Here is a 24,254-nt window from a genome sequence, read left to right as displayed (position 1 = left end):
CCGCAAGTGCTGCTCCAGCATATTCTCAATAAACGCCGCCTGCCGGCGTTCCACAGCGAAAACTGCAAGCTGGCGCGGCAGTGTGCGACCGAGAACAAGGATCACATCCAGTATCTGTTGCGGCTCTGTGAACTGGAGCTGATCGAGCGTGAACGCCGGATGATCGAACGTCGGATCAAGGCCGCGAAGTTCCCGGCGACCAAAAGCCTGGACAGTTTCGACTACAAGGTTATCCCGTCGCTGAACAAAGTTCTGACCATGCAGTTGGCCCGCTGCGAGTTCGTCGGCCACCGCCAGAATGTCATCGCACTGGGACCAAGTGGAACCGGCAAAACCCATGTTGCATTGGGGCTTGGGCTGGCCGCCTGCCAGAAAGGCCTCAAGGTCCGCTTCATGACCGCCGCCGCTCTGGTTCATGACCTGATTGAGGCTGTCGACGAGCGGCGTCTGCAACGCCTGCAAAAGCAGCTGGTCAGCCAGGACCTGCTAATCATTGACGAGCTTGGCTTCGTGCCCCTCAGCAAAACAGGCGCCGAGTTGCTCTTCGAGGTCATCTCCCAGCGCTACGAGCGCGGCTCCATAATCATCACCTCCAACCTGCCATTCGACGAATGGACCGAGGTCTTCGGATCAGAACGCCTCACAGGTGCCATTCTGGACCGTCTGACCCACCACGTGCATATCCTGGAAATGAACGGCGAAAGCTTCCGGCTGCGACAGAGCCGCAAAGCCCGAAGCTGAAACACCAACCCGCAAAGGCTGAAGGGCTGGCCTGCGGCCAGCGCGCCCTGGCACGCGTCAGCTATATGACAAGCACACGCACCAAGGCGCAGCTAACTCCCAAACAAACTGACCAATTTTACACCGGGAAACTGACCCTTTTTGCGCCGGGATTGACACTTCGTTGTTGGTGCGCTGATTGGGACGCCTCTTGATGTCTCATCTCAAGACGCGGCGCTGTTAATCCTGTTCGGTGTTGCTTTCGCTGGTGCGGTGATACTCTGGACAGAGGGAACACGACTAATCCCTTCCGCACAATCGGCCCTTCTGGGTACCGTCGAGATTCCCTGCGCAACTCTGCTTGCATGGGTTATTTTGAGTGAGCTTCCRCCTATTGCTGCGGTCATTGGCGGGACAGTGATCATGTCTGCGGTTTTGTGGCACGCGGCGATAGACTACCGACAAGAAAAGCAACGAGTTTAACAATAACAGACATTGGTTTTGCGTGAGCAGACGGTCCCTTCGTCCCGAGCTTTCTCCATTCGCAGTCTTCGAGATTTTGTTATCGCAGCGAATGGCGGCTAATCGGGTGCGACCGCAGCATCGCAATGCGCTGTTGAGTGACCGGTATGGGCCGTCCACGAGGCCGACCTCAGTACTCTCTACCGGTTTTGCTGCTATCGATCTAGTGGCGGTTGAGAGCCCTTTGTACCGAATGTTGCGAAGTGCCTGAACTGTCAAACCGGAGCAGCAACCGGTCATTGGGTTTTGGGAGATTTCGCAACGAAATGGCAGGCCGGACGAATGCGAAATTCAGATATATACCAAGACCAATGAACCTGCCTAAGCGCCCAACCGCGCGGTGGTATCCTCATGCGCGATTCCATCTGCCATACGCGCGAATGCCGCACGCCAGCCCGGTGCAAGATCCACGATATTGGCGAGTATTTCGGCCTCATGCGGGCTTACGCGCCGGGTCAACCGAGCCTGTGTGACGCGCTTGACGCTCCAGTCTTCATGACGCCGTTCAACAAGCGCTATCACGTCTCCGGGCGCTACAGATCCAGGTTCCAATACTCTGTAATACCAACCCGTCCGGCCCATTTTCTGAAACAGATAAGGCATCTTTTTATTGCCCGTATGCAGACCAAGTTTCCAACAAGGTTGGCGGCCCTGGCTGATCTGAACCGTGGCAGTGCCAAGTGTCAGGATATCGCCGATGCAGAGGTTGTCCTCGGTCAATCCTCGGGTGGAGATGTTTTCCCCAAAGGCAGCAGGGTTTGTATTCGGTGCCAAATGCCCTTCTGACTGCCATGCGTTGTAGTGATCCAAGGCATAGTGATGAATGGCCTTTTCGGCCCCACCATGCACTGTCAGGTCTGCCTGTTCGTCTCCCGAGAACCCATTAAACGAAATATCCTGTGGACCGCTGACCCGATCTTTTTGAATGGCTGATGGCGGCTTACCTTCCCACCGATCTTTAGCCGCGCCCAGGAACAAGCCATCTACTCGGGCAGTCAAGTCAGGATGCGCCATTCGCCACCTCTTTGTGTTCAACGCAGATCTTGTTGTTTTCACCCTCTGACAGTGAGACCGACAGGAGTTTGCAAAAACCATTCACCTCTTGCGGGTCATAGTGATCGCACGTCTTGCACAGGCCAAAGGATTGACCGCCGTTGGCTTTCAGGGCCAGTTGCAAGCCGCGCCTCAAAGCGCTTTCCAGCTCGATTTGCTCGTCCGGCTTAAGTGACTCGAGCGCGCCAGCTATGGGGTTTGAAGCCGTCACAACCTCGCGCCCTGCCTCAGTCGGCGTATACGAGATCGACCGCTTGTCAGACTTCGAAGTCTCTTCAGCAATGTATCCCTTGCGGGATAGCACCTTCAGAGTCTGAGACATCGTGCCCCGGGTCGTCCCGAAATACTCAGCCACTTGAGATGGGGCTCGGGAGTACATGTTGGCTTGAACCAGATACTCTAATGCACCCCGTTGCGCGGGGTTCAAATCACCCTCCCAACTGTGAGCGGCATCAAGCCTGGCGATCCTGTTGATAAGCGCGCGAATGCGGTGACTCGTATCCATGGGTAACTCATAGCGAGTCGATACCAGTCTTGCAATCAGTTTCGATAAATAGTATCGAGTCGCTATTAATTAGAATCTAGGAGAAACCACATGAGACTGTCCCTGCCCAAAATCGCGACCGCGGTTGCGCTGTCTGCGAGCGGAGCTTTTGCCGATGGAGATCACGCGGCAGACATGCACGATGCCGTCACCTCACCCGCCGATGAAACCAAGGTGGCTGACTTTGATATATTGGCAGCCCACGCCCACCGAAACGGCAACGTTGTCACTTTCCACATGACAACAAATGGCATCGCCGGAGCTTCTACACCCGCCTCGACCGGATCTGTTGGCGGTTCGGATGTGTGGTCCTACGTCTGGCCAACCTCACTCGATCCGTCTGCGGTCGGTTTCGAAGGCGGAACGGGCATTCTGGCTATGGCTGCGACCAGCCACCCGGACTTCGATGACACGCCACTTTACGATGAAAACGGCGATGGCGATCCCGCGAATGACGGTATTGAGTGGCACAGTCACTGGGTTGTTCTTACGCCAACCGAGGACTGTGGGCCGGGCGCTCTTGCGGTTCGCGACATACCTGAGGGCACTAACCCAAAACTACCCGCAACCTGGCCAGGATTTCCGATCTTTCTCGACAGCCCAGGCTTCACACCGCTGTTCGACGGCCCGGAAATCATAGTGAACGCGGGTTTCGCCAACGATGTCGAGCTTGCTGATGTTGCCTATGACGGTGTTACGTCCGCTCTGCGCGTCAACGTCAATGTCCACGCACCGCTGCTCTGCGTAACCGATGTGTTTGACATCGCATCTGGAGATCTGAGCCTGCCCGGCAAGGTCGAATAGGCTGATCCTATTGCTATCGAGCCTACGAAAAAACTACAGCTGCCGTAGATACAATCCCGTGTTACGGCAGCTGCTCGAGGCGTGTGATTGCTGCCCAACAACGAGGATCAGCAGTCAAAGTTTGGCAGGCCGCAATGCTCCCGAATATCAGGGTGGTTGCTGCAACAATCATTGAGAATGAACGAGAGAAGACCACCCAGCCCGAGAAAGCTCACCCGATAGATGATCTTCCGGGACTGCCGTTCCGAAGTTATCAGGTCGGCACGTTCCAATGCCGACAGATGGAAAGATGCTTTCGAAGATATTGCATCCATCGCCTCTGCGATCTCACCAGCCGAAGCGCCTTCCTCGCCGCGCCCGATCAGATATCGAATGATGCGCAAACGCATTTCCTGAGACAGGGCACCAAGCATGGTAATCGCGTCTTTCTCATCCATATTTCAACCTCTCTTGAAATGTTGAATAGTTATCCATATAACACCTTCGACTCATCACAAACAACCCAACAGCTCTCTGCCTCACCAAATTGGACATGCCATGAAAATCGTCAGCCTCACCATATGCCCTTTCGTCCAGCGCGTCGCCGCATTGCTCAAAGCGAAGAACCTGTCCTACGAGATCGAGTTCATCAGCTTGCAAGACAAGCCCCAGTGGTTTCTCGACATCTCGCCCAATGGTCAGGTGCCAGTCCTCATTACCGATGGTGGGCAAGCGCTGTTTGAAAGCGATGCCATCGTTGAGTATCTCGAAGAGGCATATCCACCTCTGCAAGCCGACCTGTCGCCGGAAGAAAAGGCAACAAACCGTGCCTGGAGCTATCTGGCGACCAAGAGCTATCTGGTTCAATGCGGCGCTCAGCGAAGCGCGGATGAAGCTACCCTGTCTGAGCGCGCGGCGAAGCTGGGCACCGCTTTTGACCGGATCGAAGCTAAGCTAAGCGATACTCCTTATTTTGCTGGAGACGTGATCGGCATGGTGGATATTGCCTGGTTGGTCTTGCTGCATCGTGCTGACATCATCGAGAAAAACACCGGCTACGATTTCCTTGGTGATCGACCAAAGCTGAAATCATGGCAGACGCACCTGATGCAGACAGGCTTGGCAGAGAAGTCAGTGTCAGCGGAGTTTGAGGACGCGTTTTCTGATTTTTACCTGTCGGACCAAACCTTTCTTGGTCGGCGCAAGGAAAACGGCGGGTTCCAGCAGAGTGCGCCCGAACTGGCGGACGCGTGCTGCTGACAGACGCTCCAATCAACCACCCTGAATTCTGATCCTGACACCTCTCTCCAAAGGAATCCTCTCGTGAGCCCGTTTGACACAGCCCCTGCAAAAACCGGTGACACTTTCGTCCGGCATGATCCCAATTTTCTGAATATGGTCTTCGGCACCGAACAGGTGACGCCCTTGTGGGTCGCCGACATGGATTTTGCTGTCGCAAACCCAATCCAGGAAGAGCTTCTACGCCTTGCAAACCGCGGTCAGTTTTCCTACGAGTTCAACTCAAAAGGCGTATTCGCAGCGATCTCGAACTGGTTCAAACGCCGTCACAATCTTTCGCTGGACCCGGAAAAGTTCGAACAAGTTCCCGGAGTGCTCACCGCCATTGCGATGCTGATCCGCGAATTGACCGAGCCCGGTGACAGTGTGTTGATGCAGGTCCCGGCCTATCATCAGTTTGGCAAGGTCATCAGCACCGCCGGCCGGAACATCGTCAAAAGCCCGCTTCGCAACATCGATGGCTCATACGAGATGGATTACACCGATCTCGAAGAGAAGCTGAGCGCACCAGATGTCAAAGCCATGATCCTGTGCAACCCGCACAACCCGGTCGGTCGCGTGTGGCGCAGAGACGAGCTGGAACAGTTGGTGAGTATCACCAACCGCCACGGCGTGACAATCATCAGCGACGAAATCCATTCCGACATCATCTATACGGGTCATCGCTTCACCAGCCTGATGGCCGTGGATCACGAAAACCACGTATCGATGATCGGCTCGCCGGCAAAGACCTTTGGTATGCACAGCATCTCAAACGGATACGTCTACACGGGGAACGAGGCGCTTCTGGAGCGTTTCAAGAAGACGGTGGATTCCATGTACCTAACGCATGGGAACGCTTTCACGACTTTTGCGACCATTGCAGCTTACGAAAATGGCGAGGCCTGGGTGGATGAATTGCTCACCTATCTGGAAGGCACGTTGGCGTGGATTGATCAATTTCTGAAAGAGGACTTGCCTGCCATCAGGATGTCTCCGGTCGAGGGCACCTATCAGATTTGGCTCGATTGTTCCGCGACCGGGCTGGCAGGCGATGATCTGAAGGCCACGCTCGGCGACTCCGGCTTTGGTGCCACGCCAGGCACCTGGTTTGATCAGGACGCCACTCAGTTCATTCGCGTGAATATAGCAGCGCCCAGAGCAGATATCAAAAAGGCGTTCAGGCAGTTCAAAACTGTGTTGGACCGAGTTGCGGAAGATCGCACCAACAAACTTGATCCGGGCAGCCAAAAAACCCGCTCCGCAGCATCTTCGAATTCGTGCTGTTGATCCAGGAGGATAGTCAGATGTCAAAAACGAATGGTTTTGTGGGAAGACGTGATTTCCTGAAGGCGGGTGCAACGTTTCTGACCGCGAGTTCAGCGGCTTTGCCAGCCACACTTGCCGCTACACGCGCGTCTGCTGCACCGGAAATCCCCGACAACATGCTCTATCCGGGGGTGGAAGACGAGGCTTACGGCAGCCCATCCCCTCATGAAGCAGGCAACGTGCGAAAGATCTTTCCACAGAACGAAAAATCGACGCTTACCGCATCTTTCACACCTCTGCATAATCAAAAGGGCATCATCACGCCATCAGGACTACACTTTGGCGCGCATCACTCAGGCGTTCCCGAAATCGACCCGGAAATGCATGAGTTGTTCATTCATGGAATGACCGACCGTCCTTTGAAGTTCACAGCAAGTGATCTCATGCGATATCCTCTGTCAGGCGGCATAAATTTTCTGGAATGTGGAGGAAATAGTGCGCCACAGGGTTACTATCCCGAGGCTCAGCCAATGCCTCTGCAATATCTTCACGGGTTGGTGTCCGGGTCCGAATGGATTGGTGTTCCGGTTAAGCTGCTTCTGCAAGAGGCAGGCCTAAACCCCAAGGCCAAATGGGTCATTGCCGAAGGTGCTGACGCCGGTTCCCTTGCGCGGAGCATCCCTCTGCAAAAGCTGCTGGATGATGCGATTATTGCGCTTTATCAAAACGGTGAACGGCTAAGGCCAGCGCAGGGATATCCCATGCGTCTGTTCTTGCCGGGCTGGGAAGGCAATACCAGCATCAAGTGGCTCAGACGCCTCGAAGTGACCGACCGACCGGCATATACCCGTGAAGAAAGCCGCCATTACTCCGAAACTCTGGCTGACGGTTCAATTGAAGGCTTCAGCATGTATATGGGTGTTAAGTCAGTGATCACCCACCCATCCGCCGGACAGGTCTTGCCCGACAAAGGGTACTATCAAGTGAACGGATTGGCGTGGTCAGGGTTTGGAAAAATCTCCAGAGTCGAAGTGTCTGATGACGGCGGCAAAAACTGGGTGCCTGCCGAACTCGAAGGCCCAGTGCTGAATAAATCCTTGACGCGCTTTACCTTGCCCTGGGGCTGGGATGGCAGCCCAGTACGCCTGCAAAGTCGTGCCTTCGACGAATGGGATAACGTTCAACCAACTCATGAGGCCTGGAAGAGCAGGTATCTTGAGGGAAGTCGCAATCACTACAACGCAATCCAGACCTGGTACATCGATGCGCAGGGAGCAGTCTCAAATGTCTTCTAACAAACACGCTCTATTCGTGATCGCGCTTGGCATTCTAGCTGCAAATGTGGCCTCTGCTGATGATACGCCGAAACTAGGTCAAACCATCCCACCCGAAGAACTGGCCGGTCTCAGCACAACGGTTTACCCGGATGGTGAAGGGCTACCGCCAGGCGGCGGAACTGTCGAGCAGGGCAAGGTCGTCTACGAGGACCAGTGCTTGATCTGCCATGGTGAAAACGGGGAAGGTGATATGAGCATGTATATCCCGATACTTGCTGGCAATGGCAAACCCGATCACGGCTTTCACTGGTCAACGGGCTATTCCTGGCCCTATGCAACCAGCATCTTTGAATATGTCCGCACCGCAATGCCACCCTTCAATCCCAAAGAGCTGAGCACGGAAGAAATCTATGCGGTCACTGCGTATATTCTCTACATGAATGGTTTCCTACCAGAAAACGGAGAAGTGAGCCAAAGCACGCTTCCGAAGGTCAAGATGCCTGCGCAGGACTACATCAGCAGCAAATGGGAGAAAGAGGAAAGCCAGCACTGACCCAGGCTTCAAAACAGGACGGATCGCCGTCGTCTCGGACACGTCTACATACTCAAACAACTGGGGAGGTACCTTCGTGCTTGAAGGAAAAACAGCTCTTGTAACGGGCGGATCCAGCGGCATTGGCTTGGCATCAGCCAAATTGTTGAAGGAAAATGGCGCCCGCGTTGCAGTCACCGGAACAAATGCCAACAAACTCAAGTTGGCGCAAAACAGGCTCGGCGATGACAACATCGCAATCCAGGCAGATGTCAGCAATCTGGATGATCTGGACCGAACGCGATCTGAGTTGCAGCAGGCCTTCGGCAAGCTGGATATCCTTTTTGCCAACGCAGGTGTCGCCTTCAATACGCCACTCGGGAAGACCGATGAAGCGATGTATTATCGGATGATGGATGTGAACGTGAAAGGCACGTTCTTTTCGGTTCAATCTGTTCTTCCACTGATGCAGGAAGGGGCTTCCATCATCCTGAATACGTCGTGGCTGAACCAGATCGGAACACCAAACAAGGCGTTGCTATCGGCATCCAAGGCTGCTGTGCGTTCGTTTGCCCGCGTTATGTCAGCTGAGCTTGTGGATCAGGGCATCCGTGTGAATTGTGTGAGTCCAGGCACCATCGAAACACCAATCCATCGCGGTCCAGATGAAACCGACGAACATTTTCAAGCCTACGTCGAGCATGTGGGACAGCACGTGCCTGTGGGTCGTATGGGAAAGCCAGAAGACATAGCTTCCGCTGTGCTGTTTCTGGCAAGCGATGCGTCCAGTTACATGCTGGGTACAGAGATGGTCATTGATGGCGGTCGCGCTGAACTCTGAAATTCCACCGGATAGCTCAGCCTACCAAAATGCTGAGCTGCGCAAACTTGAAATGAATACATGATGACGAAAACCATCCTCTACCTGCTCAGATCTGATTTTGTTGACACCCAAATCGGAGACACGCCGTTCTATTGCCCTCAATGCTTGATAGTTGAAGGGCTGTTGGCTGTTTTCCCGCACGTCCGCCAAAGCCTCAACGTTCGTTACGTCGATTTTGATAGACCCAGAGGTGGCATGGAAAAGTATGTTAGTGACAACCAATCTTGCCCACAGCTCGTTTTTCCTGCTGGGGATGACGATTGTTCTATCGGGATCAGCAGGCCCGGAATTTCCGTAGTACGTCGGATCGAAGTTGTTGAGGACATTCTCGCTTATCTGATCAAGCGTTTTGAACTGCCCAGACCGCATCCTTAGCAAACGCTGGTTATAATTGCTGCGGTCAGAGTAGGCACCCTACGGGTTTGCTGAATCGAAGGTCGCTTTAGACTGACTTATGACCTTTGGGATGCTTGCAGCGAAGGTCGGTTTCGTCCCGCAAACTGTGAGTCCATCAAGGCCGGGATTTCGCTGGTGCAGCGGATGACGGCAATGTGGGCTGCGAGCGCAGCATTGAGATGCTGAGTTGAATGTTTCTTATGGGCTTCTCAACGGCAAAACAGATTTCTACGGACATTCGGCTTGGATGCTCTAACAAACACTCGTCTATTTGCACCTTCCTCCGCACGAAAAACATACGGCGACCTGAAAAACATTCTGTTGAGCTATGGACCACCGCCAATGGGTGTCCCATCTTTCCTCGCGATATAAACCTTCATGTCTGTTGAGTCGCCCCTGTATTATGATCTTCGTACCGCTGCCTTTCATTGTAACGCTGTTGTTGGGACTGCTTTTGATACGCGTTGTTCGGCGAGAGGATGGGCGGCCTAAGAACCCGGCCTTTGTACTGCTGATTGCATGTGCGGCGCTGCAGTCGATGTTGATTGGATTGCGTTTTGGATACGGAATCGAAGGGTTCCGGTTTTTGTCACCTCCGCTGGCAGCCGTGATGGCCCCGTTGGTGTATTTTGGATCATTGCGATTGATCGGTTCGCGTGACGTGTCAAAGTTCTTTGCGATCGCGCCGCATGGTCTTCCGCTGCTCATGGTTCTGTTGTCGATGGCATTCTGGCCTGTTGCGCTGGATGCGATCCTTATTACAACGTTTCTTTTCTATGCGATCTTGATTTTGTTCCTGCTGCGGTCCGGGGCTGACGCGCTTCAGGTCACAGCGTTGGATTCTGTGGGGCCCGTTCACCGTGCCCTTGTCTTTGCCGCGTTGGTGCTGATGTTCTCAGCAGCGGTCGACACGCTGATTAGCATTGATATCGCATCGATGGATGCGCGTCATCTGCCGCAGCTTGTGTCTATTGGCAATGTCGCAACCCTGTTGTTTCTTTCACTGGCTGCCGCAGTTGCAAGCCGGGGCCGGGCGGCAGAGGAGACTGCGACAACAGGCCCGATGGAGACCGTGCCGTCAGGATCCGTCACTGCGGATGACCCCGAGATCATGGCAAAGGTCGAAAAGCTGATGACTGACAAGCATATCTATCGAGACGCCGATCTGAACCTCGCTCGACTTGCGCGCCGTGCGGTCATCCCGTCCAGACAAATCTCGGGAGCTGTCAACCGGACGACGGGCAAGAACGTTTCGCAATATGTAAACGACTTTCGCATTGGCGAGGCGTGTGAGCAGTTGGAAAACTCCGCGCGGTCGGTGACAGAGATCATGTTCGACGTTGGTTTTGAGACGAAATCCAACTTCAACCGAGAGTTTCGACGGATCACCGGAATGACACCGCTGGAATGGCGAAAAGCCAAGGGATCAGCATCAGATCAGGCGTCCTGACACGGAACAAGACTGACTAAATCGCGATTTCGAACGTCCTGAATCGCGTTCAAGGTCGCAGGTTGGTGGTTTGCTGCTGATCCTGACGACATGAAAACAGTCACCGATCACCACACCAAAATGGCCGAGACGCTCACAGAGCTTTCAGCGCACCCAACCCCCGAGTCAGCTACGAAGCGGCTGCGGTTCTCATACAAATCATCTCTGGTGGCGCTGACTTCTGTGCTGCTGCTTGCAGCTGGGATGGGCTTTGCCCTTCGATCTGAAAACGAACCAGCTGCGCTGACGCTGTCTGAGAAGTCGGACGCGCGTTCTTCTTCAATTCAGCCGAGTTCCGTTGAACCAACCGTGTCCGCTACACTGCCCATTGTCCGGGAAATCACCGGGTCGGGTTATGTCGTCGCGCCGTATATGGCAGTCATTTATGCGGAGCGTGGTGGGCAGATCGCCGACATTCTAGTGGTGCCCGGGGATAAGGTTACCATCGGCCAACCCCTTCTGTTGATCCGCGATGAAAAGGCTGGTTTTGCGCTGGAAAATGCGAAACTCGCGCTCAATTCGGCCAAACTGACGCTCTCTGCTGCGCGTATTTCCTGGGCACAGACCGAAGCGACGCTGCATCGGCAGACCGAACTGAGCCGAAGGGGCGCCATCGCCAGCAACCGGTTAGAGGACGCACAGACCGCCGCGCGCATAGCGGCCAACAAGGTCGAACATGCCAAAGCCGAGTTTGAAAAGGCCGATTTGGCTGTGCGAATTGCCGAAGATCGGGTCACCGATCTCATCGTTCGCGCGCCGATCCCGGGGACGGTGACGCAGCTTTCTGCTCATGTTGGCGACGCTGTGCTCGACCGCGTTGACGCTATCCATGACGGGATCGGTCTGATGAAAATCGCCGATTTGGATCAGTTGGTGGTCGATGCCGACGTATCCGAAAAAGCGATCAGTACTCTGAGCGATGATCTCATCGGAGAAGCGGTTCTGGATGCCTATCCTGATCATTCCTTCCCCTTCGCGCTGCAACGCGTTTCGCCAGAAGTGAATGCGGCTAAGGGAACGGTTCGGTTGCGCCTTAAACCTTTCGACGCCCCCCGAGGGCTACGCCCAGGTATGGCCGCACGGATTCGCATCGCTCTTCGTCCTTCGTCTACGCACGCCCATTCTCAACCAGGAGCCAACCCTTGATGACGATCTCCGAAACCAACAGCCCCTTCATTGCCTTAAGCAGTATTAGTAAGGCCTACCGAACCCGCGCCATAAGCGTTCCCATTTTCGACAACCTCGATCTTTCCATAGAAAAAGGCGAGTTTGTCGCAGTTATGGGGCCATCCGGGTCAGGGAAGTCTACCCTTCTCAATCTGCTGGCGGGCCTGGACGGGCCGGACTCTGGCGATATCAAAATTGCGGGTCAGCGGCTGGACCACATGGGCGAGGCTGCCCGGTCTGCATGGCGGGCGCATCATCTTGGGATCGTATTCCAGTTCTACAACCTTCTGCCGATGCTGACCGCCGAAGAAAATGTAGAACTTCCACTGCTGTTGAAACCGTTCCCAGCATCTATCCGACGCGAGCGCGTCGCGAAGACATTAGACCTCGTCGGTCTTTGCGGATTTGGGCGACAAAATCCGTCACGCTTGTCTGGTGGGCAGCAGCAACGCGTTGGCATTGCCCGCGCGATCGTATCCGATCCAACACTGCTACTCTGTGACGAGCCAACCGGGGATCTCGACCGCGCGTCCGCAGATGAGATTCTGACAATGCTGGGATATCTGAACCGCGAACTTGGCAAGACCATTGTCATGGTGACCCATGACCCGGAAGCAGCCGAGGCGGCCGACCGCATTCTGCATCTCGACAAAGGCGCTTTTGTCGAACGCGCCCGGGTGATGTCATGACCTTCCTCGGCCTCACCCGCAAAAGCACGCTGCGCAAACCGTTCCGCGTTGTTTTGCTGATCATATCCGTCGCCGTGACCTTTTTCATCTACGGGCTGACCGCCAGTTTCATTGCCGGATCACAAGGCACTGCTGCGGCAAGTGACGAATTGCTCGGGGTGATGAATGCGGCCGGTCGCAACCAGCCGCTACCAATGGCCTATCTGTCGCGCATCGCGGCACTGCCGGGCGTTGCCGAAGTCAGCCCAATCGTTCGTCTGCGCGGTAGTGTGGGTGATGCGCGTAACGTCGTTGCGGTCAGCGCGGGCGAACCTGACAAATTGAAGGCGGTCAGCGGTGAGGAACTCGGGCTTGACCCTTCCATGCTTCAAGCGCTGGACACTGGGTGGGACAAAGTCCTTGTCGGGCGCGCGCTTGCCGAAGCGCAAGGGTGGACAATCGGCGAAAGATTTACGGTTTCCTCATTCCGCACCAAAAGGAGCGATGGAAGCCGTGACTGGCCGTTTGAGATTGCTGGGATCTTTGACGGAAAGAGTTCCAGCACAGACACCTACTTTGTCCTTGCCCAGTATCGCTACATCAACGAAGGCCGCGCCCGCGGCAAAGATACGGTGGCCACTTTCGCGCTGCGTCCGGAACCGGGTGTCGCGCCGCAGGAACTGGCCCCGCGCATTGATGCATTGTTCACAAATTCAGCGGCCCCCACGCGGACACTGTCGGAAAAGCAGTTTCTCAGCGCGTTCCTCAGCCAATATGCCGATGTCAAACACGTTGTCACATTGGTTGTCAGCGTGTGTTTCGTGACGCTTTTGATGATCGTCATCAACACGATGGTGTTTGCTCTACGCGAACGTCGTTTTGAAATCGGCGTGCTGAAGACCCTTGGGTTTTCGCGCTCATGCATCCTAATGATGGTTCTGGCAGAAGCCTTATTTGTATTCCTGCTGGGCGGTTCCATCGGTATCGGTCTTGCGAAATTGGCCAGCCTTGCCCTGCCGCCCGCCCTGGGGTTGGTCTTTGATCAAAGCGTGTTGCTGCGCGCGACAGCTCTTGTGTTCCTCCTTGGCCTCTTCGCCGGCGCGCTTCCTGCGCTGTCTGCCATGCGAACGCCGATCCTTTCAGCATTCAGAACGAGGTAGCCCCGATGCGTTCAACCATCCGACAAATCACCGCGATGAGCCGGACGACCCTGCTCAGCATTCCCCGCAGATTGGCCATTTCCCTGTCCATGGTCGGATCGATCATGCTGGTCGTCTGCGTCTTGAGCGGTTTCCTGGCCATGGCGCGTGGGTTCGAAATTACGCTGCAGAGCGCAGGGTCGCCAGATGTTGCGGTCGTCCTTGGCGGTGGCCCGCGGGAGGAAGGCAACAGTGAAATCCCGCCTGATGTTATCCGGTCCCTCATGGCGACACGAGGTGATATCGGCGTCTTGCGTAATGATCGGGGCGTGCCGATCCTGTCACGTGAAATCGTTGTTCCTGTTGAGTTTCGAACCGATCCTGACGCGGTTGGCGAAACATTGGCCTTGCGCGGAATGGATGAAACCGGCCCGGGCGTTCGCGCCGGCGTGACGCTGTCTTCCGGTCGACCCATACAGCCCGGCACACGTGAGATCATAGTGGGTGAACAATTGGCCGCCCGATATTCCGGTCTAGGCGTCGGTAACCGGGTTCGGCTGGGTCCAGTAAATTGGATCGTTGTCGGTCACTTTTCAAGTTTCGGCAGTGCGCTGGAATCAGAGATTTGGGGCGATATCGATGCCGTTGCGGCGGCGTTCAATCGCGTGGGCGAGGTTCAAAGCCTGCGGCTGAGGCTTGCCGTGACCGATCAGATCGACGGGCTCAGCCGGGCCGCTGCCGAATTCGTTGGCGCCCAGTTGATAGCCCTGACAGAAGCTGAGCTTTACGCGAGTCAATCCGCAGGAACGGCGCGGCTGGTGCGATACTTCGGATGGCCAATCGTGTTATTGATGGCCATAGGCGCAACCGCCGGAGCGTTGAATACGATGATGAGTTCCGTATCGGATCGAACCGTCGAGATTGCTACTGTCCGTGCAATGGGGTTCAGTCGAGTGTCTGCCTGCCTGGCAACATGGTTAGAGGCTGTATTGCTTTCTGTCGTTGGTGTTGGTCTGGGACTCGCCACCTCGTGGCTGATGATGAATGGCTGGGAGGCCAGCACAATGGGTGCAAACGGCACGAGTTTGGCGTTTCAGCTTGTGGTTGGCCGAGATGCTATGGTGGAGGCCGCCTTGGTTGGTCTGGCCATCGGAGCCGTAGGTGGTGCTGTACCAGCGTTTGCTGCGGCTCGGCTTCCTGTTACTGACGCTCTGAGAGGGCGCGGGTAGAGATTTTCTTCGGCTACGTCTGCTTTTTGAAAGCTGCACTGCGACAACAAGTTGAACGACAGACGTCGCCTTTGGGCCGCAACTAGAACTTAAAACCTTGGACCATTGATGCTCGATTGGCGCTGAGGCCGCCAGTAATCCAGCTGGATTGATGCTGTACTGCCTCCTATAGTCTCAGTGGAACCAAAGCACTCTGTTTCCAGTTACTTCTTGGGGTGACTAGTTCGGCTGGAAAAGCTCAACTACATTTCCTGATGGATCTTCGCAGAGTATTTGCTTTCCGCCGGGACCCGCGGTGATTTCATTGCGGAAGGTGACGCCTTGTCTGCGAAGTGAGGCGACCAAGGCGTGTATATCATCGATGACCAAGACACATCTGTTCCATCCTCCGGGCTCCGGTTTTGCTCCATCTGGCATAGGTTTAGATGCTGAGGCTGATGGACCTGCTAACCAAAGTTCAAGGTCACCCTGTCTTATGATGGCCATCGCTGGTCCGTATTGTTCTATCAGTTCAAGCCCAAGCTGATCGCAATAAAAGGCCAATGCCTGGTCAACGTCGGACACTATGTATCGAAATTGAGCCATTGGATCCCTCCGCATTATCTCCAATCATAGCATAAAAGTTAGATTTGCCCGCGATCATCAAATTCACGGCTGGTTCGATCTCGCAGTCGCCGTGAATATCTCCTCTTACGGACCACACCGCTGAGATGACTCCCGTCCACCAACGGCATCTCCAAGTTGTGACTTCTCCGTCAAAGTGCACTATTCGCCTGCAGTCGCGCTACTACACGATTGGTCATGTTGGTGCAGCGTTTGCCGCCAAATGGGAAGATTGCCTCGAATCCACCCCTGACCTGGTGTTCGATGGTGGTGCGCAAACGGTGCCGGGCACGAAACAGGCGTGTTTTCACGGTTATCGGGTTGATCTGAAGCTCGCTTGCGATGGCAAGTATACTCATGCCCTCTGCCTCACGCAGCAGGAATGGCAATCTCAGATTTGGCGGCAGCTCGGAAACGGCCGTTTCGAGAAAGCCTCTTAATTGCGCGCGTCCAAGCATTGCATCGGGGAGTTCAGAGTGCTGACCTGGGAAAGTTATTACCCTAGGTGAGCTGGATTCGTCCACTGTGTCGTATTCTTCCGCAACAGGTGCTCGTCTGCGCTGCATCCGCGCCGAATTGATTACGATCCGGGTGATCCAGGTGGAAAAGCTGGCATGCTCACGAAACCCGTCCAGTTTGCTGAACGCAGATAAGTAGGCCTCTTGCAGCGCTTCTTCTGCCTCGGCATCGCTGTCGACGATACCTCGGGCAACACGAAAGAGGCGGGGATTCAGACGGCGGATAAGTTCCCGAACGGCCAGCTCGCTTCCCTCACGCGCGGCACTTACAAGGTCAGCTTCCGACTTGGTTTCATCGATCGAGGCTTGTTGTTTGAGGCCCGTTTGGACCTTCATGATTCATCCTCCTTGCGTATTGTGCCTTCTGAAAGGATTTTCTGCACCAATGGCAAAGCTGCCAAGACTTCTTCCGACAAATCGTTTTTGTCACTTGAACTTCCCTCCCAGCCGACGTCTCCGGGGTCACCAACCACTATTCGACCGACCATCGCCGCCATCTCGTGCGGCAGGCAATAGTAGTCATACACACCTGGCGCGGTCAGAGTGATTTCAAAATACTCATCCGGAAGCAAAAAGTCGCTGTCCCATGGGTCGGCCTCAGCGGGGATACGACGCCTTCGATCATAGTTTGCGGGATGATAGGCGGTTGCCGTGTGGCTGTTGCCGGGGTCGCGATTGATGAATCGGACGGTGGTGCCAGAGGGCACCGCGAGACCAATTGGATCGTACCAAATGCGCTCGCCGCGCGAACTTCCACGCATCTCAACTGTGGCGACCGGTTGCGCAGGCGTGATCCGCGAACCAGCGATCGTTGCAACTGCGCACCCCCCGATCCATAAAGCATGACGTCTTGTGCAGATCATTCGGCCAAACGCTCTTTGGCGTTTTCATCGTGAAACAGAACGACATGCGCGTGCGGCTTGTCCACACCGGGATGCCCGGCATTGAAGTAAATGTCTGTCGAACTGACGATGTGTGATCCGATGTGCAGACCATCGAATGACGTCCCGTTTTGCAGATCGTCGAGTGGTGTCATGTAGACCGTCGCGGACAATCGACCATCGCGATCATAGGCGAGAAACGGACCAGCGGGCAGAGTGGCCGGGTCCACGAATAGTGTTCCCAGACCTGGGATGAACTCGGGCAGGGGAAGAACGTCACTCACTTTCACATAAGGTTCATCAGCGGGGGCATTCGCGAGGGCCTGCTCGTCATGCGCTTTGGCGGATGGTACAGTAGCGACGATAAATCCGGCAGCAATTGCGGTCTTTCTAAGCATGGTCGGGTCCTTTCCACGGTTTTCTTTGGGTGCGCGTTGGTGCGCTCCTGGTTCATTGGATGCAGCAAGAGCGGAAAGGTTCCCGAAATTCGACGAATTCGCGCAAAATGGTTTGCAAAAGCCGAACAGGATTTCCTTCGGCAGTTTAGGAGCCGAGAATTCTCAATGGTTCAACCAAACTGATTATCAGGGCGGATTTGGTGCGCGAATTGTCGGATAAGGCTCAATCCGTATCAACGCACGAGCGGCGCGCGGCCTCCATCCTTGGATGGATTGCGGGAATACAATCCGCAAACTAGCTTATGCCTAGCGATGCATCGCTAATATCAACGCCGTCCGGGACGGGAGGTCCAACCGTTCCAAAATAGAGTGAACATGATCTTTGACAGTCGCTAGCGATATACCGAGCTGTTTTGCAATCTCACGGTTTGGAAGACCTTCAATGATCAAATCGGCCACTTGCCGTTGTCGCTTTGTCAGCGGTGCCAGCAGTTTCGCCTTATCAGGATTATCCATAACAGTGACCAATGGCGCTCCGATTACATCGCTGGCTTCGATATCCAGATGCATGTGTAGCCCGGGCCTGGCGACCCTGATCAGCGGCCTCAGAAGTTCCGCGGGCACAGGACGGGGAGAGTCAACTTCAATGGCCTGCACAGCTTTTTTTAACGCGCCAAGAACATCTTCATCTATTGTCATCAAGGAGCCCCGTCATGAACGAAATGCCAATTGAGATCAGCAATTTTTTCCTCGCAATGCAAGCCGGGCCACATGGTCTGGACATGCTTGCCACCATGTTTGCTGAAGATGCGACTTATACCGAACCGTTCTCGGGTCAGACGGAACCGCACACAGGGCGCAAGGCGATCATTTCGGCCTTTGACGCCAGCAGGTCTGACGTCTTTGACGACGCAGTGATCAACCTTAGCGCGGTTGACGTGCAAGGCGAAACGGTCACTGTGCAATGGACCTGCATTTCCCAGGCAATCCCGGGTGGTCGTGGCAGAGGAACCAATGTCTTTCAGCTGCAGGACGGTCTGATTACATCACTTGTCACAACATTGGATATGTGAGGTGATCATGAGCCGAGAAGACGTTGGTGATTGGATGGCTAGGTATGACAATCCGATGAAGCCTGTGGTCGCAGAAATGCGCAGGCTCATACTGGATGCGGACAACCGGATTGAAGAGACGATCAAATGGCAGGCGCCGACCTTTACATACAAGGGCAACATGGCCAGCTTCTTTCCACGAGCCAAAAAACACGCCTCGTTAATGTTTCACAAAGGGGCGGTTTTTGAGGGCGATTTTCCCAACCTGGAAGGGGGCGGCAAAGAAGCCCGGAGCTTCAAGGTTGCTGATCTGAAAGAGCTCAAAAACAAAGCAGAAGAATTGCAGTCCATTTGTATCGCCTGGTGCGATCAGCAGGATCAGTGAGAGACCTGTGCAATCAATTCGGTCTCAGCGTCGGCGTTGACATTTAGGTATATACTTAAATATAAAATGATATGCCACCAAGCAAAGCATCATCGGACGTCTTTCACGCCATCGCCGACGCCAACCGTCGGACGCTTTTGGGGTTTCTGGCACATGAGGCCCGCCCCGTGGGCGATTGTGTCGAAGAACTTGGAATCACCTATGCAGCAGTGTCGCAGCACCTGAATGTGTTGCATGAAGTGGGGCTGGTCGAACGGGAATCACATGGCCGACAAAGGCTGTACCGCACCCGGTTTGAGCCTCTTCAGGAAGTTCACGACTGGACGGATAAATATCGTCCTTTCTGGCAGGATCGTCTCAAACGGCTGGGTGACTATCTTGACAAGAACGGGGGCGGCAAGTGATGCGGGATCTCAGTTTGAAGCTGAAGGAGTTTTACCCTCACCCTGTCGAAACCGTCTGGCAAGCTCTAACGGACCCCGCTGCAATCGCCGAATGGTTGATGCCCTGTGACTTTCGCCCGAACGATGGTCATCGGTTTTCCATTCGAGGCACGGCGACAAGCAATTGGCAGGGGTTTACGGAGTGCGTTGTCGTCTTAGTCGACCCACCGCGACGGATGGAGTGGCAATGGGCCAGCGCGGATATTCCTGAACCGACCCGTGTATGTTTCGAATTGGAACCAGTCGATGGCGGCACTCAGCTCACTTTGAGCCATATTGGGATGACCACGCAGGCTGATATCAAAAGTCTGTCGGAGGGATGGCCCATGAAACTCGAACAATTGCGCGCATTTCTTGCGAATTCGGACTGATTGATTTGGGGAGATGGATTATGATTGGATACAGCAGAACCGTTGAAATCGACGCCTCCACAGAAGCGGTGTATCAGGCTATTACCAAAGGCATCACGCAGTGGTGGACGACAGGATCCGGGGATGCCTCAAAAGTTGGCACTGTTTTTACAACCCGATTTGGTAAAACCTATAACCACATCAAAGTGGGCCAATTGATCGCGAACCAGCGCGTCCAATGGGACATTGAAGAGCATTTCCATGACAACGAAGCCTTGACCCGGGATGATGAATGGACAGGTACGAAAATCCTTTGGAACCTGTCTCCCAAGGGGGAGGCCGCAACCAAGCTTGAATTCACACATGAGGGCTTGGTTGAAAGCATGGAATGCTGGCAGATTTGCGAGGCAGGCTGGGACTTTTTCCTATTCGAAAGTCTCAAACCCTTTCTCGAAAGCGGCAAAGGCCAACCCTTTCAGCACGGCTAATCTGGACAACCCTGTCGTCGCTGCGTTCGCAGACCTGGCGATGTTGGCTGTAACAACACCTGCGGACCTCAAAGAGCACTTGCCGCCAACCGAGCAAGGCTTGACTGCGCTACACGTGAAACTTATTAGTTACGGTAACTTTGAGGTTACCAATGAATATCACGTCCAAACAAGCGTTGGTGTTGGATGCGCTTGGCAACGCCGTACGCCGAGACATGCTGGCAAAGCTTGCGGCAAGGCCGCACAGCGTCTCAGAACTTGGAGCGAACTATCGCATGTCGCGACCAGCGGTTTCCAAACATCTCAAGATCCTGAGCATTGCCAATCTTGTTCAGGCGAAATCCGTGAAGAACCGCAACGAGTATAGCCTCGTGCCAGAGGGATTTGAGGAAGCGCGTACCTGGTTGGACGCGTTCTGGGACGTCGCACTGAACCGATTGGCCATGGTCGCCGAAAACAGCGAGAACTGAATGGCCAACGTAATCAAGAAGAGTGCTTCGCTGCGGTGCAGTCCGAACGATGCCTTTCGTGCATTTGTGGAAAAGGTCGATCTTTGGTGGCCGCAAGGACATCGGAAGTTCGAAGGTTCAACACTACGTTTTGAAGCGCGCGTCGGCGGCAGGTTCTTCGAAGACCACCCCACGGACGGGCAGTTTGTCCTCGGGGAGGTGCTTGAGCTAACGCCGCCGAAGGCCTTGCGCTTCACGTGGCATCCTGGAAAACTCTCGGCCCCTACAGAGGTTTCTGTCCGCTTCGTCGCAGATGGGGACACGACTCAGGTTCTGATTAATCACTCCGAGGGATCCGCCGCTATGGGGGAACGTTGGCCCGAACGCGCAGCGCTATTTGTCGCCGGCTGGACACGCGTTCTCGCTGCTTTGGACGACTACATACTTTCATCATCGCAAGGTCAATAAAATGGAAATCTCACTTTCTAGCGTAAATTGGATCGCTGTCATTGTCGCCGTCGTTGCTGGCCAAGCCCTGCTGACCTTGTGGTTCACGTTACTTTTCGGGGAGTCTTGGGCAAAAGCCTATGGAGCAGTAGATCGGGCGGCCCATACACAGGCAGTGCCAGGTAGCGCTTATGGCATCGGTTTAGCTTGTATGGTTGTTCTTGTGATCGGGACTGCACTCTTGCACCAAGCAGCCGGTATCAACAGTATCAGCGGCGGCTTGGTTTTCGGAGCGATTGCCGCTTTGGCATATGGGCTTGCAACAGTGCTGCCAGGATACGGGTTCTTGCTTAAACTCGATGCAGGTCGAATAGCTGCCGGAAGCCAGGCGGCGGTGATACTTGTGGTTTCGGTTGTTCTGAGCGCCTTTGGCTAGGTCAGGAGGATTTTGATCAAAGGCAAGTACGCATCTAGACCGTGTCGTGCCACTGGGTGGGGACTTCCAATACGACGCCTCGAAGCTGCCATTAGTTTTTGCGCCGCGAACTGGCTCCGTGTTCCTCGAATGGTGAGTTCGATAAGCTTAGGATCTTGCGTCTGCAGCGAACGTCAGGAGTGTGGGCTGCGACTGCAGCAACTTGGTAGGCTGCTAGATGTCGGCTGTGGGCCGATCCGACTGAAAAGTGCAGGCGACAAGCCGGTTTTACTCGTCGCCTGCTCAGGCTACGAAATTGATCCGCCGGTCAGGACTTAACAAACCCCCAACGCTACTCCCAGCAAGCTTTAGCCCGGGCCGGCACCCGCGCGCGATTGTTGGTCAGAAGCTACGAGTATCGGCCAGGCTGCGGCGTTTAGCGCATCCCATTGGTCGGGCAGCACGGCGATGCCCTTTTCCAGCGACAGATTGTAGTTGGCTTCCAATTGCACCGCCGAGATTTCAACTCTTTTCACACTCGGCTGCTCCGCCTGACGGGTCACTCCATCCGCCAGCAGGGCTGGTTGGCTGGTGCAAATGATGGTGACGGTTGAACATTCCTTGCCTGCGTCAGCTTTCTCAATGCGCCAGTAATGCGGAAAGATCGCCCCGGATTCAAAACTTGCACCGTGTGATCCGATATGGTCCGTCCAATAAGCAGTTGCGAAGACGCCCTGCTGCGCCACCAGTGACAGGCTGTGCAGGATCAGGTCGGGGTAACGACAATTGGCCAATTCGACGATGGCAAAGCCTGACTTCTGAGCTTTGGAACAGGCCAGATGCGCGGCCAGCGAGCCATACTCGCAGGCATCCGCACCGCCCGCGTCGATGACGGCGATCTCGGCGTTTTCGAACACCAGCCTTGGGGTCGCGCCGCCTTTGGGGCCGACCGGCGGCAAGGCGATGCGGTCAAAGCCGCCCAACCCACACATATGAGACCAGGTCACAAGCTGGGCCACGTCCTCGTAGTCGCCGATGTTATGGCCTGCGCCTTCGTAAGCGCGCGCGAGGGCCGCGATCATTTCATTTCTGGATACTCTCATGTCCGGACCTCCTTGATTTCGGGTTTGAGTGGCAGGAACCAGCTTTCGTAAGTCTGGCCGATATCGTCGATTAGAGGCGCTCCCTGATACATGGTGTTGCGCACCCAGAGTTTGGAGCGCGGGTCGAATTTGCTCACGCCGAAGAACGCGAGCTTGCAGCGCAACAGATCCATTGGGCGCACGTTGCGATCCGCCAGATTGGCGCGAATTTCTCCGTATCTATGCCGTGACATTGTCTGAATGCGGCGCACGATGCTTTTCATCGCGGGACGACGCAGCAGAAAATGCACGACATCGCTGTCGGGCTGCTCTGTAAGGTCCGCGACCAGTAGGTCATAACATTCGCGCACCCGGCGGCCGATTGGCAAAGGCATTTGCTTTTCGATCCCCGGGTCGGCACCGGCGAAGCCCAGGCGCGGCTCGAGTTTTTCCTCCGAGCGGTACCAGAAAGCGTCCGAATTGCTCGGCTCAGAAAAATCGATCGCCAACGCCCAATCGTAGCGGGTTTCGATCAATTGTCGCAGTTCATCTGTGGTCATCGCCGGGTCGATGACCGGATTGGGGATAACGGCGAAATTTTCCTCCAGATCGTTGACCAGTTCGGGATGGATTTCCAGACAGATGGCATGGATCAATTCCTGGGTCTCAAGGCTCCAGGCCTCGCGGGCGCGATCCGACAGGACCGCCCATGTCTCCAACCTGTCACCCTGCGACTTAACCCAGGCGTCCACCTCGTCAAGCTCGGTGATCAACACGCGGTTACGCTCGATCTGTTCGGCGTCGCTGGTGACGCTTTCGGTGAAATGCTGCTTTGCCTTTTGGATAAGCTCATGAAACAGGCCGATGCGCCATTCGGTCGGGGCGGCCTTGTGCAGCACTTGCGCCAGCGCGGTTTCGCGCATTTCCACCCATTGGCTGAACAGTTCCCCATGGTTCACCAGATATGGAGCCATGCCCAGCCCGGTGGAGTTTCCGATCCCGAAAAAACGCTTCAGGCGATCGTCCAGCGCTACTGCGGTTTCTGGCGCGCTTGCAGAGGCCATATGGTCTACCTGGTCCAGGCTGAATTGCCGCAACATGTAGCAGATGAACATTTCCGGCGCGAAGGGACGGTTGAAATCGGCGAATTTAACCCGGACTTTGTTCCAGTCTGCCATGCCCAGCTTACCGCTGCCATATACCGCTGTCGTGCGATACAGGTACCCCACTTCGGCGATCCTATCGGCGTCTGGTTGACGTCCCGCGCACAGTTCATCGAGCACATAGCTAAACAGACGAGAACTGCGATTTGCCCGTGACAAGCTGAAAACGCGCGCATCCACTCGGCCCGCTTCCTGTTTGGGCACGTTGCGACGCAGATCTTCCAGCCAGATCTCATCCATCTCGCCTTCGCATAGCGCCATGGTCAGATCCCAACTCGTCGCAATCACCCGGTCATTGCGGTCTTCATCCGACAACGGGTTGGAAAACAGAACGAAGCTGAAAGTGTCGTTCGGTGTCACGATCCGGTAGATCGCCGTTCCATACCCGTCGTTGTCCAAATCGAAAAGCGTGCGGTCGATGGACCATTCATCTTTCATGATCCGTCTGACTAACGTGCGCATGAAGCTGACGGTCGAGGAATGCAGTGATCCGAGCCTGGCCAGGTCCATGACCTCCGCCTCTGGCCGCATTCTATCCGATAGAGCTGCAAGCATGTGGTGCCCTCCTTATCTATTGGCTCGTTCGGTAATTGCTTCACGCAATGGGAGGGCAAAGTAAAATTTGAAGAAT

The 24,254-nt window shown here is 55.0% G+C and carries 31 protein-coding genes; 21 read left to right on the top strand and 10 right to left on the bottom strand.

Features of this window, described 5'->3' with window-relative positions; all coding sequences use genetic code 11:
- Positions 1-741: IS21-like element helper ATPase IstB (gene istB / locus D9K61_RS10985; RefSeq protein WP_120633303.1), on the top strand; the 741-nt coding region annotated here is incomplete at its 5' end.
- Between the two features lie 822 nt (positions 742-1,563).
- Here istB and D9K61_RS10980 read toward each other — a convergent pair.
- Together D9K61_RS10980 and D9K61_RS10975 are read right to left on the bottom strand one after the other, a co-directional pair.
- Positions 1,564-2,256, bottom strand: coding sequence for an MOSC domain-containing protein (locus D9K61_RS10980; RefSeq protein ID WP_120633299.1), 693 nt, complete (start codon positions 2,254-2,256; stop codon positions 1,564-1,566).
- Positions 2,243-2,800: a MarR family winged helix-turn-helix transcriptional regulator gene (locus D9K61_RS10975; protein WP_120633298.1), complete on the bottom strand. Its 558-nt coding sequence runs from the start codon at positions 2,798-2,800 to the stop codon at positions 2,243-2,245. The genes D9K61_RS10980 and D9K61_RS10975 overlap by 14 nt, the downstream gene beginning before the upstream one ends.
- A 90-nt stretch (positions 2,801-2,890) precedes the next feature.
- Between D9K61_RS10975 and D9K61_RS10970 the strand changes: the two genes are divergently transcribed.
- Positions 2,891-3,643, top strand: a complete 753-nt coding sequence (locus D9K61_RS10970) for a hypothetical protein (RefSeq protein WP_120633297.1) — start codon at positions 2,891-2,893, stop codon at positions 3,641-3,643.
- A 107-nt stretch (positions 3,644-3,750) separates the two neighbouring features.
- On the opposite strand, the gene D9K61_RS10965 is transcribed toward D9K61_RS10970, so the two are convergent.
- On the bottom strand, positions 3,751-4,080 hold the full coding sequence (locus tag D9K61_RS10965; RefSeq protein ID WP_120633296.1) for a helix-turn-helix transcriptional regulator: 330 nt from the start codon (positions 4,078-4,080) through the stop codon (positions 3,751-3,753).
- A 100-nt stretch (positions 4,081-4,180) separates the two neighbouring features.
- Between D9K61_RS10965 and D9K61_RS10960 the strand changes: the two genes are divergently transcribed.
- From D9K61_RS10960 to D9K61_RS10910, 11 genes are all read left to right on the top strand, one after another.
- The gene (locus D9K61_RS10960; protein ID WP_120633295.1) at positions 4,181-4,882 is read left to right on the top strand and encodes a glutathione S-transferase family protein; all 702 of its coding nucleotides are present in this window, start codon (positions 4,181-4,183) and stop codon (positions 4,880-4,882) included.
- Between the two features lie 63 nt (positions 4,883-4,945).
- A complete protein-coding gene (locus tag D9K61_RS10955) occupies positions 4,946-6,190 on the top strand; it encodes a MalY/PatB family protein (RefSeq protein WP_216825784.1) in 1,245 nt (414 codons plus the stop codon).
- 17 nt (positions 6,191-6,207) lie between these two features.
- A complete protein-coding gene (gene soxC, locus D9K61_RS10950; protein ID WP_120633301.1) occupies positions 6,208-7,464 on the top strand; it encodes a sulfite dehydrogenase in 1,257 nt (418 codons plus the stop codon).
- Positions 7,454-7,999: a c-type cytochrome gene (locus tag D9K61_RS10945; RefSeq protein ID WP_162946840.1), complete on the top strand. Its 546-nt coding sequence runs from the start codon at positions 7,454-7,456 to the stop codon at positions 7,997-7,999. The genes soxC and D9K61_RS10945 overlap by 11 nt, the downstream gene beginning before the upstream one ends.
- 76 nt (positions 8,000-8,075) lie before the next feature.
- Positions 8,076-8,819, top strand: coding sequence for an SDR family oxidoreductase (locus tag D9K61_RS10940; protein WP_120633293.1), 744 nt, complete (start codon positions 8,076-8,078; stop codon positions 8,817-8,819).
- A 63-nt stretch (positions 8,820-8,882) separates the two neighbouring features.
- On the top strand, positions 8,883-9,236 hold the full coding sequence (locus D9K61_RS10935; protein ID WP_216825783.1) for a DUF3088 family protein: 354 nt from the start codon (positions 8,883-8,885) through the stop codon (positions 9,234-9,236).
- Positions 9,237-9,660: 424 nt separating this feature from the next.
- Positions 9,661-10,707, top strand: a complete 1,047-nt coding sequence (locus D9K61_RS10930; protein ID WP_120633291.1) for an AraC family transcriptional regulator — start codon at positions 9,661-9,663, stop codon at positions 10,705-10,707.
- A gap of 90 nt (positions 10,708-10,797) precedes the next feature.
- On the top strand, positions 10,798-11,892 hold the full coding sequence (locus D9K61_RS10925; RefSeq protein WP_120633290.1) for an efflux RND transporter periplasmic adaptor subunit: 1,095 nt from the start codon (positions 10,798-10,800) through the stop codon (positions 11,890-11,892).
- Positions 11,892-12,602, top strand: coding sequence for an ABC transporter ATP-binding protein (locus D9K61_RS10920; protein ID WP_216825782.1), 711 nt, complete (start codon positions 11,892-11,894; stop codon positions 12,600-12,602). Before D9K61_RS10925 ends, D9K61_RS10920 begins: the two co-directional genes overlap by 1 nt.
- Positions 12,599-13,741 (top strand): ABC transporter permease, encoded by a 1,143-nt coding sequence (locus tag D9K61_RS10915; RefSeq protein WP_120633289.1) that lies wholly within the window; start codon positions 12,599-12,601, stop codon positions 13,739-13,741. The genes D9K61_RS10920 and D9K61_RS10915 overlap by 4 nt, the downstream gene beginning before the upstream one ends.
- Positions 13,742-13,746: 5 nt before the next feature.
- On the top strand, positions 13,747-14,949 hold the full coding sequence (locus D9K61_RS10910; protein WP_120633288.1) for an ABC transporter permease: 1,203 nt from the start codon (positions 13,747-13,749) through the stop codon (positions 14,947-14,949).
- A 219-nt stretch (positions 14,950-15,168) separates the two neighbouring features.
- Here the strand turns inward: D9K61_RS10910 and D9K61_RS27840 are convergent, their stop codons facing one another.
- From D9K61_RS27840 to D9K61_RS10880, 5 genes are all read right to left on the bottom strand, one after another.
- On the bottom strand, positions 15,169-15,534 hold the full coding sequence (locus D9K61_RS27840) for a VOC family protein (RefSeq protein ID WP_120633287.1): 366 nt from the start codon (positions 15,532-15,534) through the stop codon (positions 15,169-15,171).
- A 170-nt stretch (positions 15,535-15,704) separates the two neighbouring features.
- On the bottom strand, positions 15,705-16,406 hold the full coding sequence (locus D9K61_RS10900; protein ID WP_120633286.1) for an RNA polymerase sigma factor: 702 nt from the start codon (positions 16,404-16,406) through the stop codon (positions 15,705-15,707).
- Positions 16,403-16,831 (bottom strand): plastocyanin/azurin family copper-binding protein, encoded by a 429-nt coding sequence (locus D9K61_RS10895; RefSeq protein ID WP_254055743.1) that lies wholly within the window; start codon positions 16,829-16,831, stop codon positions 16,403-16,405. The genes D9K61_RS10900 and D9K61_RS10895 overlap by 4 nt, the downstream gene beginning before the upstream one ends.
- A 98-nt stretch (positions 16,832-16,929) precedes the next feature.
- Positions 16,930-17,349 (bottom strand): hypothetical protein, encoded by a 420-nt coding sequence (locus D9K61_RS10890; protein ID WP_120633284.1) that lies wholly within the window; start codon positions 17,347-17,349, stop codon positions 16,930-16,932.
- A gap of 306 nt (positions 17,350-17,655) precedes the next feature.
- Positions 17,656-18,048 (bottom strand): helix-turn-helix transcriptional regulator, encoded by a 393-nt coding sequence (locus D9K61_RS10880; RefSeq protein WP_120633282.1) that lies wholly within the window; start codon positions 18,046-18,048, stop codon positions 17,656-17,658.
- A gap of 14 nt (positions 18,049-18,062) precedes the next feature.
- On the opposite strand from D9K61_RS10880, the gene D9K61_RS10875 reads away from it, so the two are divergent.
- From D9K61_RS10875 to D9K61_RS10840, 8 genes are all read left to right on the top strand, one after another.
- Positions 18,063-18,422, top strand: coding sequence for a nuclear transport factor 2 family protein (locus tag D9K61_RS10875; protein ID WP_120633281.1), 360 nt, complete (start codon positions 18,063-18,065; stop codon positions 18,420-18,422).
- Positions 18,423-18,429: 7 nt separating this feature from the next.
- Positions 18,430-18,786 (top strand): DUF1801 domain-containing protein, encoded by a 357-nt coding sequence (locus D9K61_RS10870; protein WP_120633280.1) that lies wholly within the window; start codon positions 18,430-18,432, stop codon positions 18,784-18,786.
- Between the two features lie 71 nt (positions 18,787-18,857).
- Complete coding sequence (locus D9K61_RS10865; protein WP_120633279.1) at positions 18,858-19,190, top strand: helix-turn-helix transcriptional regulator; 333 nt, start codon at positions 18,858-18,860, stop codon at positions 19,188-19,190.
- Positions 19,190-19,600, top strand: a complete 411-nt coding sequence (locus D9K61_RS10860) for an SRPBCC domain-containing protein (protein ID WP_120633278.1) — start codon at positions 19,190-19,192, stop codon at positions 19,598-19,600. Before D9K61_RS10865 ends, D9K61_RS10860 begins: the two co-directional genes overlap by 1 nt.
- 20 nt (positions 19,601-19,620) lie before the next feature.
- On the top strand, positions 19,621-20,067 hold the full coding sequence (locus D9K61_RS10855; protein WP_162946839.1) for an SRPBCC domain-containing protein: 447 nt from the start codon (positions 19,621-19,623) through the stop codon (positions 20,065-20,067).
- A 152-nt stretch (positions 20,068-20,219) separates the two neighbouring features.
- Entirely contained in the window at positions 20,220-20,537 is a 318-nt protein-coding gene (locus D9K61_RS10850; RefSeq protein ID WP_120633276.1) for a helix-turn-helix transcriptional regulator, read from the top strand.
- Positions 20,538-20,984 carry an SRPBCC domain-containing protein gene (locus tag D9K61_RS10845; RefSeq protein ID WP_120633275.1) on the top strand — a complete coding sequence of 149 codons (447 nt, stop codon included), beginning with the start codon at positions 20,538-20,540 and terminating at the stop codon, positions 20,982-20,984.
- A 1-nt stretch (position 20,985) separates the two neighbouring features.
- On the top strand, positions 20,986-21,399 hold the full coding sequence (locus D9K61_RS10840) for a DUF1761 family protein (RefSeq protein ID WP_120633274.1): 414 nt from the start codon (positions 20,986-20,988) through the stop codon (positions 21,397-21,399).
- A gap of 347 nt (positions 21,400-21,746) precedes the next feature.
- Here D9K61_RS10840 and D9K61_RS10835 read toward each other — a convergent pair whose 3' ends face one another.
- Together D9K61_RS10835 and D9K61_RS10830 are read right to left on the bottom strand one after the other, a co-directional pair.
- Positions 21,747-22,481, bottom strand: a complete 735-nt coding sequence (locus D9K61_RS10835; RefSeq protein WP_120633273.1) for a DUF3726 domain-containing protein — start codon at positions 22,479-22,481, stop codon at positions 21,747-21,749.
- Positions 22,478-24,178 (bottom strand): hypothetical protein, encoded by a 1,701-nt coding sequence (locus tag D9K61_RS10830; protein ID WP_120633272.1) that lies wholly within the window; start codon positions 24,176-24,178, stop codon positions 22,478-22,480. The genes D9K61_RS10835 and D9K61_RS10830 overlap by 4 nt, the downstream gene beginning before the upstream one ends.
- Between the last annotated feature and the right edge of the window lie 76 nt (positions 24,179-24,254).

It is taken from the genome of Ruegeria sp. EL01, assembly GCF_900313035.1.
Classification (GTDB): Bacteria; Pseudomonadota; Alphaproteobacteria; order Rhodobacterales; family Rhodobacteraceae; genus Ruegeria.
The sequence above is the reverse complement of the archived record's forward strand: the minus strand, read 5'-3'. Positions and strand labels throughout refer to the sequence as shown.